The sequence below is a fragment of the Streptomyces sp. NPDC033221 genome, from assembly GCF_055577005.1.
In genome coordinates this window covers 234,411-248,309 of record NZ_JBVIQN010000012.1, presented here as the reverse complement: position 1 = coordinate 248,309, position 13,899 = coordinate 234,411, and the positions used below count along the sequence as shown (strand labels likewise).

The 13,899-nt window shown below is 71.6% G+C and carries 12 protein-coding genes; 5 read left to right on the top strand and 7 right to left on the bottom strand.

The genetic code is table 11. The features are described 5' to 3' along the window. Positions 1–76 precede the first annotated feature (76 nt). The 3 genes from ACZ53K_RS18660 to ACZ53K_RS18650 all read left to right on the top strand — a co-directional run bounded on the left by ACZ53K_RS18660 (position 77) and on the right by ACZ53K_RS18650 (position 3,014). On the top strand, positions 77–1,027 hold the full coding sequence (locus ACZ53K_RS18660; RefSeq protein WP_468837438.1) for a GNAT family N-acetyltransferase: 951 nt from the start codon (positions 77–79) through the stop codon (positions 1,025–1,027). 333 nt (positions 1,028–1,360) lie between these two features. Further along, complete coding sequence (locus ACZ53K_RS18655; protein ID WP_468837435.1) at positions 1,361–2,221, top strand: sigma-70 family RNA polymerase sigma factor; 861 nt, start codon at positions 1,361–1,363, stop codon at positions 2,219–2,221. A gap of 13 nt (positions 2,222–2,234) precedes the next feature. Continuing rightward, positions 2,235–3,014, top strand: a complete 780-nt coding sequence (locus ACZ53K_RS18650; protein WP_468837432.1) for a GNAT family N-acetyltransferase — start codon at positions 2,235–2,237, stop codon at positions 3,012–3,014. 2 nt (positions 3,015–3,016) lie between these two features. Here ACZ53K_RS18650 and ACZ53K_RS18645 read toward each other — a convergent pair whose 3' ends face one another. Both ACZ53K_RS18645 and ACZ53K_RS18640 read right to left on the bottom strand, forming a co-directional pair. After that, a complete protein-coding gene (locus ACZ53K_RS18645) occupies positions 3,017–4,138 on the bottom strand; it encodes a prephenate dehydrogenase (RefSeq protein ID WP_468837429.1) in 1,122 nt (373 codons plus the stop codon). Next, positions 4,135–5,541 carry an aminotransferase-like domain-containing protein gene (locus ACZ53K_RS18640; RefSeq protein ID WP_468837426.1) on the bottom strand — a complete coding sequence of 469 codons (1,407 nt, stop codon included), beginning with the start codon at positions 5,539–5,541 and terminating at the stop codon, positions 4,135–4,137. Before ACZ53K_RS18640 ends, ACZ53K_RS18645 begins: the two co-directional genes overlap by 4 nt. 373 nt (positions 5,542–5,914) lie before the next feature. Between ACZ53K_RS18640 and hppD the strand changes: the two genes are divergently transcribed. After that, positions 5,915–7,012, top strand: a complete 1,098-nt coding sequence (gene hppD / locus ACZ53K_RS18635) for a 4-hydroxyphenylpyruvate dioxygenase (RefSeq protein ID WP_468837423.1) — start codon at positions 5,915–5,917, stop codon at positions 7,010–7,012. Next, positions 7,002–8,189: an alpha-hydroxy acid oxidase gene (locus tag ACZ53K_RS18630; protein ID WP_468837420.1), complete on the top strand. Its 1,188-nt coding sequence runs from the start codon at positions 7,002–7,004 to the stop codon at positions 8,187–8,189. Before hppD ends, ACZ53K_RS18630 begins: the two co-directional genes overlap by 11 nt. A gap of 113 nt (positions 8,190–8,302) precedes the next feature. On the opposite strand, the gene ACZ53K_RS18625 is transcribed toward ACZ53K_RS18630, so the two are convergent. The 5 genes from ACZ53K_RS18625 to ACZ53K_RS18605 are packed head-to-tail and all read right to left on the bottom strand — an operon-like array spanning position 8,303 to position 13,891. Next, a complete protein-coding gene (locus ACZ53K_RS18625) occupies positions 8,303–8,524 on the bottom strand; it encodes a ferredoxin (protein ID WP_468837417.1) in 222 nt (73 codons plus the stop codon). A 58-nt stretch (positions 8,525–8,582) separates the two neighbouring features. Beyond that, positions 8,583–9,797, bottom strand: a complete 1,215-nt coding sequence (locus ACZ53K_RS18620) for a cytochrome P450 (protein ID WP_468837415.1) — start codon at positions 9,795–9,797, stop codon at positions 8,583–8,585. Positions 9,798–9,805: 8 nt separating this feature from the next. Next, entirely contained in the window at positions 9,806–10,996 is a 1,191-nt protein-coding gene (locus ACZ53K_RS18615) for a cytochrome P450 (protein WP_468837412.1), read from the bottom strand. A 25-nt stretch (positions 10,997–11,021) separates the two neighbouring features. Then, on the bottom strand, positions 11,022–12,554 hold the full coding sequence (locus ACZ53K_RS18610) for a tryptophan 7-halogenase (RefSeq protein ID WP_468837409.1): 1,533 nt from the start codon (positions 12,552–12,554) through the stop codon (positions 11,022–11,024). 50 nt (positions 12,555–12,604) lie between these two features. Beyond that, positions 12,605–13,891, bottom strand: coding sequence for a cation:proton antiporter (locus ACZ53K_RS18605; RefSeq protein WP_468837406.1), 1,287 nt, complete (start codon positions 13,889–13,891; stop codon positions 12,605–12,607). Between the last annotated feature and the right edge of the window lie 8 nt (positions 13,892–13,899).

Sequence of the window (13,899 nt, the reverse complement as noted above, 5' to 3'; positions counted from 1 at the left end):
CCGGCGTCCCCTCCGCACCTCCGTCCCGCCGCCCCGTACGGCGGCGGGGCCCGACAGCCAAGGACGTACACCAGGTATGACCACCCCCGGTGAGATCCCCCACCAGAACGCCACCACCGACGACACGGCCGCCGCGCCCGGCGCCGCCGCCGCGATGATCACCGCGGACCCGGGCGTCCCGGCCGGTGAGTTCACCGTGCGCCCCGCCACGCTGGAAGAATGGCGCGACGTCGCCCAATGGGCCGCCGACGAAGGCTGGAACCCCGGCCTCGTCGACACCGACTGCTTCCACGCCACCGACCCGGACGGCTTCTTCATCGGCCTCCTCGACGGGCAGCTCGTCGCGTCGGTCTCCGTCGTCAACTACTCCCCGGACTACGCGTTCCTGGGCTACTACCTGGTACACCCCGACTTCCGCGGCCGCGGACTCGGCATGGCCACCTGGCGCGCCGCGATCCGGCACGCCGAGGGCCGGACCATCGGGCTGGACGCGGTCCCGGCCCAGGAAGCCACCTACCGGCGCTCCGGCTTCAGCACCGCCTACCGGACCACGCGCTACCGCGGGCGCCCCGTGCGGCCCGGCACGCCAGCGGTGCCGGTCGTGTCCGTCACCGCCGACCACCTCGACGAGATAGCCGCGTACGACCGGCAGTGCTTCCCGGCCGACCGGCGCGCGTTCCTCTCCCGCTGGCTCACCGCCCCCGGCCACCACGCGTACGCGCAGGTACGGGACGGGCGCATCGCGGGATACGGCATCATCCGTCCCGCCCGCGACGGATACCGCCTCGGCCCGCTCTTCGCCGACACGTCCCGGGGGGCCGAGGCGCTCTTCGACGCGCTGATCTCTCATATGGGCGCCGACGACACGGTGCACGTCGACATACCCGACCCGCACCACAGCGCGAGCGCCCTGGCCCTGTCCCGGGGGCTGGTCCCGGACTCGCACACGATGCGGATGTATACGGGGGAGGTTGCGCCGGTTCGTGGGGAGCGGGGGTATGCGGTGACCAGTTTGGAACTCGGCTGAGATGCGCGCTTTGCGCGCGTTGTTTTGAGGTTTGGCTTTCCCACCGTGGGGGGTGCGGTTCAGGTGTCCTCAAACGCCGGACGGGCTGGGGTTGTGCGGGGCGGGTAGTGGGGCTGCGCGCACCCGCACCCACCAAACAACCCATGCGAACCCGGCGCGAAGCGCCACCCCTCGCGCGCAGCGCGAGACAGGCCAACCCCTACAGGGTGAACCCACAAATCAGGCCCAGCCCCCTGAGGTATCACTTCGACCGGGCCCCCGGGAGGAACACCCGTTCACGCGACGTCAGTACCCTCGCTGCCCAAGGCGACATCGTGCGTACAGGAGGCTCCGATGGGCGGCGGAGAGGCGGTGGGTGAGGACGCGACCGCGTTCTCCCGGCTGGTGGCGCGGTACCGGGCGGAGTTGCAGGTGCACTGTTACCGGTTGCTGGGGTCGTTCGAGGAGTCCGGCGAGCTGGTGACGGAGACGCTGTTACGCGCCTGGCGTGAGCGGGAGTCCTTCGCCGGCCACGCGACGTTCCGTACGTGGCTGTATCGCGTGGCGACCCACGCGTGCCTGGACCACCTGGCCGCCCGTCCGCGCACCCCGCCGACGGGCGGGTTACCGGAGGTGCAGCCGTGTCCGGACACGTTACTGGACCAGGTGATCACCCAGGAGCCCGAGGCGGGTGAGGTGGTCGCCGCGGAAACGATCGGGCTGGCTTTTGTGGCGGCGCTCCAGTTACTGCCGCCGCGTCAGCGGGCCGTGTTCGTGCTGCGGGAAGTGCTGGGCTGGTCGGCGCGGGAGACGGCCACCGCATTGGGGGTCAGTGTGGCGGCGGTGAACAGTGCGTTGCAGCGGGCCCGGCCCAGGGTGCGGGACCGGAAGGCTGTGGGCGCGGCGGGCTCGGGTGGGAGTGCTGTGCTTCGGCGCTATGTGGAGGCGCTGGAGGGGGCGGATGAAAATGCGCTTGCCGCCGTCTTGAGGGAGGGTGCAGGCTGTGCCCGGCTCGCCGTGCCACCGGGCGTCCGCTGCGTGCCCACCTGGATGAACCGGCAGCCCGCTGTCGCGCTCTATGCCCGGGGGCCGGACGAGGCCGCCCACCATGCCCACGGCCTCGAAGTGCTCCGCGTCGAGGACGACCGTATCGCGGAGGTCACTGTTTTCGGCCCCGGCCTCTTCGCCGTCGTGGGTCTGCCCGCTGCTCTGTGAGGAAACGTCACGCATGAAGTCAAGTGAGATCGCCGGCCTGCTCACGGGCCTTGACGAGGAGCGCCGGGCTTCCGGTACGGCCGACCCGGACAGTGGGGTCGTGCGGGAGGTCGCTGCGGACGGGTCGGAGTGCCGGATCGTGTACGCGCGCTGTGCGGAGGAGGATGCCGACGGCGTCATCCGCGCGGAGACCGCCCGTGCCGGCGCTCTCGGCTACGCGTTGGAGTGGAAGCTGTACGGCCATGACGTCCCGGCCGGGATGGACCGTCGGCTGCGCGCTGCCGGATTCGAGCCGGAGGACGCGGAGAAGGTGCTGGTGCTGCCGGTGAGCGAGGAGACGGCGGCGGCCTTCGGGGCTCCGGCGTACGAGATCCGGCGGGTCGGGGACGCGCGGGGGCTGGACGATGTCGCCACGATCTCGCGGGACGTGGGGCGTCGTCGTGTCGAGGAGGAGCGGCGGCAGCTTGAGCTGGGGCTGCGGGACGCTCCCGCGGACATGAGTGTCCACGTCGCTTACGTGGACGGTGTGCCGGCGGCGTGCGGGCGGGTGCATTACCGGCCGGGCGGTGCTTTCGCCGAGCTGGCCGGCGGGCGGACCAGGCCGGCGTACCGGAAGCGGGGGCTGTTCACGGCACTGGTCGCCGCCCGGCTGCGGGAGGCTTGCGCGCGCGGCCGTACCCATGCGTTCGTCGACGCGCTGCCCACATCCGAACCCACCTTGCTGAAGCGCGGGTTCACGTGGGTGACGACCACGCAGCCGTTCGTCTACGAGCCCGGGACGCGGGTGGAATAGGTTCACCCGCTCGTGGCGCGCGCCGGGCGGCCGTCCGTCTCGGCGTCCCACCCTTCCGCGGTGACGCGGGCGAGCAGGGGGCCGGTCACGGCTGCGGGGACGGCGAGCCGGACCGTCAGGTCACCGGGTGCGCCGTCGCCGGGGCGTACTTCGGCGTCCTCGGGGCCGACGCCCAGGTCGGTGGTGGCGGTGAGGAGGCGGGCGAGTTCGCCGGGGCGGTCGGTGATCCGGACGCGTACGGAAGCGGAGCGCGGCGGGTGGCCGGGGTGGCCGGCGGATATCCCGTCGAGTCCGGTGATGCCCCGGTCGAGGAGATCCACGACGGTGCCCAGGCTCTGCGCGCTGTGCCGGCCGGCCGGTCCGGCCAGGTCGCGGAGGGCGATGAGGAGTTCGGCGAGGTCGGACTGGAGGTCGGTGAGGACGCCGGCGACGGCACCGGCGTTGGACTGGAGTATGTCGCTCCAGAGCCGGGAGTCGCCGCCGGCGATCCGGGTGACGTCGCGCAGTCCCTGGCCGGCCAGCCGCGGCGCCTGGGGCGGGCCGCTGCCGAGCCGGGCCGCCATCAGGCTGGACACCACGTGCGGCACGTGGGAGGTGAGCGCCACCGCGTCGTCGTGCGCCTTGCTCTGCATGACCAGCGGTACGGCTCCGCAGAGTCCGATCAGGGCGAGGGCGCGGTCCAGGGCGGTGCGGGAGGTGAGCCGGGACGGGGTGAGTACCCAGACGCGGTCCTGGAAGAGGTCCACGCGGGCCGCGAGCGGGCCGGAGCGTTCGCGGCCGGCCAGCGGGTGGCCGCCGATGTAGCGGGTCGGGTCGGGCGCCCCGGCCAGGATCGCCCGTTCCGGCTCGTACTTCACGCTGGCGACGTCGGTGTAGGTGCTGGCCAGCCCGCGTGTCTGGTGGTGGGCGAGGACGGTGGCGACGAGGCTGGGCGGGACGGCGATCACGGCCAGGTCCACCGGTTCGGGCGGCGGTCCCGGTATGCCGGCGCCCAGCGCGGCGGCGGTCCGTACGGCGGACGGGTCGCTGTCCTGGAGATGGACCGTGACGCCCTGGCGGGCCGCGGCGAGCGCCAGGGAGGTGCCGATCAGCCCGGTGCCGACGACGGCGAGGGTGCGGATCACCGGGCACCGTCCGGGCGCGGGGCGGCGGGTGCGGCGGACGGGGTGGCGGCTCCGTCCGCCGCACCTGCCTCGTGGGCCGCTTCATTGCCGTTGGCGCGGAGCCGTTCGGTGATGAGCGCGGCGAGCCGGTCGAGGCCCTTCTCGATGCGTTCGGGGGTCAGGGTGCTGATGGAGAGCCGGAGTTGGCGGCACTGCGCGGACGCGCCGTAGAAGTGGTGCATGGGGGTGAACAGCACGCCGTGCCGGCGGGCCGCGTGCTCCAGGAAGGCGTCGGTGACGATGAACGGCACGCTCAGGACGACGAAGAAGCCGCCGGTCGGCTCGTTCCAGGTGACGCCGGGGCAGTCGGCGAAGCGCCGGGTCAGTCCGGCGAGGACCTGGTTGAGGTTGCGCCGGTAGACGTCCGTCTCGCGGCGGTTGGCCTCGACCATGCTGCATCCGTGGCTGAGCAGTTTGCCGCCGATGACCGCCTGGGCGATGGGTGAGGTGTTGACGGTGAGCATGCTTTTGATCTTCGACAGTTCGTCGGCGAACAGCCCGTCGGTGCCGTCGCCGGTCACCCGCTGGTCGGCGACCACGTACCCCACCCGCGCCCCGGGGACCCCGGTCTTGGCGAACGAGCCCAGGTAGACGACCCGGCGGTTGCGGTCCAGGGACTTCAGCGTCGGCGGCCGCTCGGCGGAGGTGTGGAAGACGCCGTAGGCGTTGTCCTCCAGCAGCAGGAGGTTCTCCCGCTCGGCGATCTCCAGCAGCCGGTGCCGTTCGGACAGTTCCATGCTGGCGCCCACGGGGTTGGCGAAGTCGGGCGTCACGTAACAGGCGCGTACCCGCCGGCCCGCGGCCCGCGCGCGACGCAGCTGGGCGAGGAGGTCGTCCAGGTCGATGCCGTGTTCCCCGGTGTGCACCGGCAGTACGGGCAGGTCGGCGAGGAGCGCGGCGCCGGTCAGGCCTACGTAGGTGGGCCGGGGCGCGAGCACGGCGTCGCGGCTGTCGGCGCGCAGGGCGCGCAGTACGAGGAACATCGCCTCCTGGCAGCCGACCGTGACGACCACGGACCCGTCCACGGCCTCGATGCCCTCGTCCACGGCCAGGCTCCGCGCGATCAGTCCGGCGATGATCCCTTTCGTCTCGCCGTACTGGAAGAGGGTCCGGGCGATTTCCGCTTCCGTCATCCGGCGCTCGGCGCCCAGGTGTGCGCAGAAGATCTGGAGGTATTCATGCACCTGGGAAGCGTCATAAAATCCTTCGTACGGCCGTCCCGCGGCGAAAGAGATCGCTTCCGGATAGGTGTCGGCGATCTGATTCAGAAGATTCATGGACTCCATCGAGGCGTCGGCCAGCGAAGCGTGCAGCGTCGCGCTATTCAGCTCGGCTGCGGCGATTTCCGGTTGCATGATTTCCATGGCTGCCTTCTGTCGGTCAGGAAGGAGTACGGCGGGCGCCCGTGCGCGCCGCGCCCTCAGCATCCCCCAGGGCCGGATCAACAGCAATGGTTGCCGTGGGCGCTTACGGGGTCAAGGTGATACCGCGTCGGCCGGCCGGTCGGGGCCTCTTTCTTGACACGTGCGACAGCGGTAGTGCCGGTGTAATGTCGGGCACCACCGAAATTGTTCGCCTTCCGCTGTCCGGCGGCAGTGGCGAACTCACCAAGAGGTCCACGGATTAGGCCGGCCCGGTCATCGGTGCCGGTCGTGCGGCAGGTAATCCGTCCACTCCGGTAGGCGAGCCGGCTCGACGAGCCACGTCGACAGATCATTCCTTCAAACGGGGACTCTCATGACAGTTTCGAAAACCACAGCGGCAACGGCTGCTGTCAGCGATCTCGCGATCGACTACGTCGAGATGTACGTGGACGACCTGGACGCGGCGGCGTTCGCCTGGGTCGACCGGTACGCGTTCACCGTCATCGGCACCGGCGGCTCCGCCGAGCACCGCAGCATCGCCCTGCGGCACGGCACGATCACCCTGGTGCTCACCATGGCGACCTCCGACCGGCACCCGGCGTCGGTGTACGTCGCGGCGCACGGCGACGGCGTCGCGGACATCGCGCTGCGCACCGCCGACGTCGAGGGGGCCTTCGCGCACGCGGTCGCCAACGGCGCCCAGCCGCTGCGCGAGCCCGCCCGGCACGAGCCCGGCGGCGGCGTGACGGCCACCGTGAGCGGCTTCGGCGATGTGGTGCACACGCTGGTGCAACGTGCCCCGGAGGAGGGCCCCGGGCTGCCGGTCGGCTTCGTGCCGACGCTCAAGTCCCGGCAGCCGGTGCCCAGCGAGGTGGGGCTGCTCGAACTGGACCACATCGCGGTGTGCCTGAACAACGGCGACCTCGGCGCGACCGTCGAGTACTACCGGCGGGCCCTCGGCTTCCGGGAGATCTTCGAGGAGCACATCGTCGTGGGCGCCCAGGCGATGGACTCCAAGGTCGTCCAGAGCCCCACCGGCCGGGTCACCCTGACGCTCATCGAGCCGGACACCACGGCGGACCCGGGGCAGATCGACGACTTCCTCAAGAGCCACCACGGGGCGGGGGTCCAGCATCTCGCGTTCTCCTGTGACGACGCCGTGCACGCGGTGCGTACCCTCGGCGGCCGCGGCGTGGAGTTCCTCAGCTCCCCCGCCGCGTACTACGACCTGCTGGGCGAGCGGATCGCGCTCAGCGACCACAGTCTGGACGACCTGCGGTCGACCGGTCTGCTGGCGGACCAGGACCACGGCGGGCAGCTGTTCCAGATCTTCACCGCCTCCACCCACCCGCGGCGCACGATCTTCTACGAGATCATCGAGCGGCAGGGCGCGAAGACGTTCGGCAGCTCCAACATCAAGGCGCTGTACGAGGCCGTGGAGCTGGAGAAGAAGGGCCAGCGTGTCCTGTGAGGACCCGGCGCCCGGCGGCGCGGCGGCGGACACGCTCCTGACCCTTGAGGACATCGAGCGTGCCGCCGCCGCGGTGCTGCCTGCCGGGGTGCGGGACTTCATCGCGGGCGGCAGCGGACGCGAGTGCACCCTGGCCGCCAACCGGGAGGCGTTCGACCGGGTCTTCGTGCGGCCGCGGGTGCTGCGGGACGTGTCGCGGTGCACGGCCGAGGCCGCGTTGCTGGGCCGTCCGGCGCGGATGCCGGTGGCGGTGGCGCCGGTGGCGTACCAGGCCTTGGTGCATCCCGACGGTGAACTGGCGGCGGCCCGGGCGGCGAAGGCGGCGGGCGTGCCGTTCACGGTGAGCACGCTGGGCACCGTGCCGGTGGAGGAGATCACCGCGCTCGGCGGCCGTGTCTGGTTCCAGCTGTACTGGCTGCGCGCGCCCGGGCGGGCACTGGAGCTGGCGCGGCGCGCGGAGGACGCCGGCTGTGAGGCGCTGATGCTGACCGTGGATGTGCCCTGGATGGGGCGGCGGCTGCGCGACGTTCGCAATGAGTTCGCGCTGCCGGAGCGGGTGCGGGCGGTCCATCTCGACGGTGGTGGCGCCTCGGCCGCCCATCGGCGCGCCGCCGGGGTCTCGGCGGTGGCCGTGCACACCGGCCAGGAGTTCTCCTCGGCCCTGTCCTGGTCCCAGGTGGCGGAGCTGCGGGCGCACACCCGGCTGCCGCTGCTGCTCAAGGGGGTGCTGGCGCCTGAGGACGCGGTGCGTGCGGCGGAGTTCGGTGTCGATGCCGTCGTGGTGTCCAACCATGGAGGTCGTCAGTTGGACGGTGCCCTGCCGAGCGTAGAGGCGCTGCCCGAGATCGCCGAGGCGGTCGGCGGGAGCTGCGAGGTGCTGCTGGACAGCGGTGTCCGCTCGGGTACGGACGTGCTCAAGGCGCTGGCGCTGGGCGCGTCCGGGGTGCTGGTCGGGCGTCCGCCGGTGTGGGGCCTCGCGGCTGCCGGGGAGGCGGGCGCGCACCGGGTGCTCGGCCTGCTGGCCGCCGAACTGGCCGACGCGCTGGGGCTGGCGGGCTGTGCCACGGTCGCGGACGCGCGGCGGCTGCGTACGGTACGGGCCGGGGCCGCGGCCGGGCCGGGCGGGCCCTCCGGGGGCCGGGCCGGCACCGTACGGGTGGAGGCCGGTGGCCCGTAGCGCCGGTGCCCGGTGGCGATGCGAAAGCTCCTGGTGGCCGGGGATTCCGGCCACCAGGAGCTGTTTTTCGTGGTGTTCTCCGGTGGCCCGGCGTCGCACCGGGTCCGGTGGCGTTACGCGCCGGAAGCGTCCGTCTCCCTCTCGTGCACCGCGATGGCGCCGGCCGGGCACCGCAGGGCCGCCGTACGCACCTTCGCCGCCAGTTCCTCGGGGGGCGTCGCGTCGGCGAGCCGTACCGTGCCGTCCTCCTCCGACTGGTCGAAGACCGCGGGCACCAGCAGCTTGCACATGCCGGAAGCGGCGCAGATCTCCGGGTCCACCCGTACCTCGACCATCGTGCTCTCCTCATTTCCGGGGTGTCCGGGCGCCGCGCGCCCCGGTCGGTCCCGGCCGTCACCAGGCGACCGGGAGGCGCTCCAGGCCGTAGGCGATGGAGTTCGTCTTGTGCGGCACGTCCGCGGCGGGGACGGCCAGCCGCAGGTCGGGGAAGCGCCGCCACAGGGCCAGGTAGGCGGTGCGCAGTTCCATCCGGCCGAGTGCGGCGCCGATGCAGTGGTGGATGCCGTGCCCGAAGGCGATGTGCGGCAGCGGGTCGCGGTTCACGTCGAACCGGTCGACGTCGGGGCCGAGCGCCGGGTCGCGGTTGGCCATCGGGATCGAGCAGACGACCTCCTCCCCGGCCTTGATGAGCTGCCCGGCCACGACCACGTCCTCGACGGCGGTGCGCGGGGTCGGCGCGTGCGCCACGGACAGGAAGCGCAGCAGTTCGTCGACCACGCGGTCCACGTTCTTCTCGGGGTCCGCCAGCAGGATCGCGAGCTGGTCCGGGTGTTCCAGGAGGGCCAGTACGCCGAGGCTGATCATGCCGGTGACGTTGTCGAGGCCGGCCAGCACCATCAGGCCGCAGATGCCGAGCAGTTCCTCGTCGTCGAAGTTGTCGCCGTGGTCGCGGATGAGCTGGCCGATGAAGCCCTCGTCGGGTTCCCTGCGCTGCCGTTTGACCAGGGCGCGGAGATAGCCGGAGGTGTACGCCTGGGCGGCGGCCCGGTCCTTGCGGCTGCGGTCCTGTTCCAGCTGCCACTGGTGCTTGACCAGGAACTCGCGCCGGTCGTCGCGGGGTACGCCGAGCAGTTCGCACAGCACCGCGCCGGAGATCGGGCCCGCGTACAGGCCGACGAGGTCGGCGGGCTGTCCGGCGCGTTCCATGGCGTCCAGGCAGCGTTCCGCGATCTGCTCGGTCACCGGCTTGAGCCGCTGGATGCGGCGCACCGTGAACTCCGGTGTGAGCATCTTGCGGAGCCTGGTGTGTTCGGGCTGGTCGTAGTCCATGAGGTGGCCGGACATCTCCTGCGGGCGGTGCTTGCTGCCGCCGCGGACGGCCTGGGCGCGGAACCGGCGCTGGTTGCTGAAGCGGACGTGGTCGCCCATCACCTGGCGGACCGCTTCGTACCCCAGCGCCATCCAGATGGGCTCGGTGGCGGCTCCGGGTGCCGGGGCCACCTCTTCCTTGATGATGGCGCCTTCGGCGCGCTGCTGACGGATGTCGTCCGACGGGCCGAAGCCCGCCCGGCGGGCGTGGTCGAACTGGTGCTGGGTCTCCTCCGGCATTGCGCCTCCTACCATTCGACGGGCAGTGATTCCAGGGCGTACTGACGTGACCGGGCGGGCCGGAAGCGGACCCGCTCGGGCGGTACGGCCAACCGGAGGCCGGGGAAGCGGCGCAGCAGTGCCGGGAAGGCGATGCGCAGTTCCATCCTGGCCAGCGGCGCGCCGAGGCAGTGGTGGATGCCGTGGCCGAAGGCCATGTGCGGAGTCGGTTCCCGGGTGATGTCGAAGCGGTCCTCGGGCTCGCCGGCGGCCGGTACACGGTTGGCGGCCAGGAGCGAACAGGCCACGCTCTCCCCCGCTTTGATCTTCTGGTCGCCGATGGTGACGTCTTCCAGCGCGGTGCGGGGTGACGCGGTGTGGATGACCGTGAGGTAGCGGAGCATCTCCTCCACGGCGCGGTCGGTCAGCTCGGGGTTGTCGCGCCAGAGAGCGAGCTGGTCGGGGTGTTCCAGCAGCAGGAGCGTGCCCAGGCCGATGATGCTGGCGACCTGTTCGAAGCCGGCCGCCATCACCGTCGCGCCGATGCCCGCCAGCTCCGCATCGGAGACGGCCGTGCCCTGCTCGCGTACCAGGTTCCCGAGCATGTCCTCGCCGGGGCTGCGGCGGCGGCGCTCCGCGAGCTGCCCCATGTACGCCCAGTACGCCTTGCCGGCGGCGAGCTGCTGTTCCTGGGTGCGGCCGACGTCGCGGGTGATGTCGAGGTAGCGCGCCAGTTCCGTCTGGTCGTCCCGGGGTACGCCGAGCAGCTCACAGCTGACCAGGCCCGGGATCGGCCAGGCGAAGTACCGTACGAGATCCGCGGGACGCCCGATGCGCTCCATCGTGTCGAGGCAGTCGGTGACGATCTCCTCGACGCGGGGCTCCAGCCGGCGCATCCGCCGCACCGTGTACTCGGCCGTGAGCAGTTTGCGCAGCCGGGTGTGGTCGGGCGGGTCGTACTGGAGGAGGTTGCCCGCCTGCACCAGGTTCTGCGCGTCCTCCTCGCTGTCGGCGGGCGGCCGGGTGCTGAACCGCTCGGCGTCGGAGAGCACCGCCCGTACCTCGGCGTGTCCGGTGGCCACCCAGCCCAGCTGCCGGGAGGGCCCGATGGTCACGTCGGTCTCGACCAGGGGTGTCTCCCTGGCCATCCGGACGAGTTCGGGCACCGGATCGAAGCGGTCCCGCCGGTAGTGGGCGGGAATCTCGGGTGTCTCGGGCATCCGCGGATCCTTTCCTTCCTGGAGGTCAGCCGCCGCTGGCGGGGAGCCAGAACATGCCGTCGGGGGACGAGACGAGTCCGCCGGGGACGAGGGGGGCCTCCGGTTCGGCATCCGCGCCCAGCAGTGCCCGCATCTGCACCTGCGAGCCCTCCCGTGTGACCTGGCTGACCACCGCGGACTTGAACAGCGGCAGCATGCTGCCGTCCTCGCTGTGTGCCAGCTGGTCCACGGCGCCCGCGAACTCCTCGGAGTCGGCCCGCAGCCGTTCCACCACCGACTCGGCGTCGGTGAGCGCCGCCTCGCCCGACGAGACGCCGCCGACCAGGTCGACGAACGCCTCCATCTCGGACCTGGCGTGGTGGGTGACCTTCTTCGCCCGCCAGAAGTAGGACTGCTCGCTGTGGTGCATCTCGTAGAACGAGAGCAGGAACTCGTAGAAGACGCTGTATTCACGCCGGTAGCGGGCTTCGAACTCCCGCATGGCCACCGTCTCGTCGACCAGTCCGGCCAGCGCGCTGTTGATGCTGCGGGCGGCCAGCAGGCCGCTGTAGGTCGCCAGGTGGACGCCGGAGGAGAACACCGGGTCCACGAAGCAGGCCGCGTCGCCCACCAGCATCATGCCGGGGCGGGCGAAGGTCGTCTGGTGGTACGAGTAGTCCTTGCGGACGCGCAGTTGGCCGTACTGGCCGTCGGTGACCCGGGTGGCGCCGGAGAGGTACTCCGATATCAGGGGGCACTCGGCTATCAGTGCCATGAGGGCCCGTTCGCGGTCGCCCTGGACCTTGTCCGCCATGTCGCGCCGTACCACCACTCCGACGCTGGTCAGCGTGGGGCTGAGCGGGATGTACCAGAACCAGCCGCTGTCGAAGGCGACGGAGAGGATGTTGCCGGAGTTCGGCTCGGGCAGCCGCTTGCCGCCCTCGAAGTAGCCGAACAGCGCCAGGCTGCGGAAGAACTCCGAGTACTTCCGCTCGCCGCCCACCCGCTGGAACAGGCGGCTCTTGTTGCCCGACGCGTCCACCACGTACGTCCCGTACGCCTCGCGCCGCACACCGTCGGCGTCGGTGTAGCGCACGCCCCTGACCCGCTCGGTGTCCTCGATGACGTCCGCGACGGCGCAGCCCTCGCGCACCACCGCGCCCGACCGGCCGGCGTGGCGCAGCAGGATCTCGTCGAACTTCGAGCGTTCCACCTGGTACGCGTACGACGTGGGCCCCGCCATCCGTTCCGAGACGGAGAAGGAGAACGTCCACGGCTCGGGGGTCGCGCCCCAGCGGAAGGTGCCGCCCCGCTTGCGCGTGAAGCCCGCCGCCGCCAGGTCGTCCGCGACCCCGGTCAGCCGGCACACCCCGTGCACCGTCGACGGCAGCAGCGATTCGCCGATCTGGTAGCGGGGGAAGAACTCCTTCTCCAGCACCAGCACCCGGTGTCCCTGTTTCGCCACCAGTGTGGCCAGCGTCGAGCCGGCCGGCCCGCCGCCGACGACCACCACGTCGAACGTCTCCGAGTTGACGGAGTTCCCTGCGTTCGCTGAACTCGCCACGGCCCTCTCCCCCATTCTCGGGCGGAATGTATCTGTACGTTTGCGCGCAGATTCCGGTCCGCCTGCTATTCGATTGTTAATTTTCTCTGAGAACCCGTCAAGGAAAGCGATTTGACACCGGGTCCGGGTGTACCGCGCCGTCCGATCAGGGACAGCAGCGGTCCGGTCATGAAGGTGGTGATCAGCGCCATGAGCACCAGTACGGTGAAGAGTCCGGGCCCGATGACGCCGGCTTCCAGTCCCACGTTCAAAACGATCAACTCGGTGAGGCCCCGGGTGTTGACCAAGGCGGACACCAGCGCCGATTCATGCCGGTCCATGCGGCTCAGCCGCGCCGCCGCGTAGGCCGGGACGAGTTTGCCGACGGTGGCAACGGCCACGATCAGCGCCAGCAGGACTCCGGCGTCGCCGTCCAGCGACCCGATGTTGAACGACAGGCCGGTGGTGACGAAGAACAGCGGCAGCAGCAGGCCGGCGCTCTGTTCCATCGGGCGCAGCACGTCGGCGTCGGGTACACCGTTGCGGCGGGGCATGGTCAGGCCGGCGAGCAGCCCGCCGAAGACCGGGTGCAGGCCCAGGGACGCGGTGACCCAGGCGCTGCCCAGGGCGAGCACCAGCGCGATGGTGACCTGGTGGGCCATCAGCGCCTTGGAGCGCCGCAGCCACCAGCTCAGCGCCGGGCGCACGACCAGGAACAGGCCGGCCACGAACACGGCGAGCAGCAGCAGCGTCACGGCCCAGTGCTGCCCCGGCGCATGACCGGTGCCGACCAGGGCGGCGGCGAGTACCAGCCACGCCGCCGCGTCCATGGACCCGGCGGCGGTGGTCGCGACCGTGCCGGCGGGGGTGCCCGCCAGGCCGCGCTCGCGGACGATGGCGACCAGGACCGGCAGCGCGGTGATGGCGGTGGCCACCGCCATGAAGAGCAGGAAGGACCGGCCGCCCGCGTGGTGCGGGTCGACCGCTTCGAAGACACCGGGCAGCAGCTGCACCGCGCCGGTGCTCAGCCCGGCGGGCACCAGCAGTCCGAAGAGGGCCACGGTCGCCGCCGCCCGGCCGCCCCGGCGCAGCTGCCGCGCGTCGATCTCGTAGCCCGCCACGAACATGAACAGCACGATGGCGACCTGCGACAGCACGGTGAGGAAGGGCAGGACCTCCCGTGGGAACAGGTGCGCCGTCAGGTTTCCGGGGAGCCGGCCCAGCAGGGTCGGTCCCAGGGCGATGCCCGCCACGATCTGGCCGATGACGGCCGGCTGGCCGATCCTGCGGGCCGCGGCCCCCAGCAGCCAGGAGACAACGACGATCAGGGCGACATCGCCGATGACCACCGTCACCGCAGTTTCCGTACGCACTTCGAGAC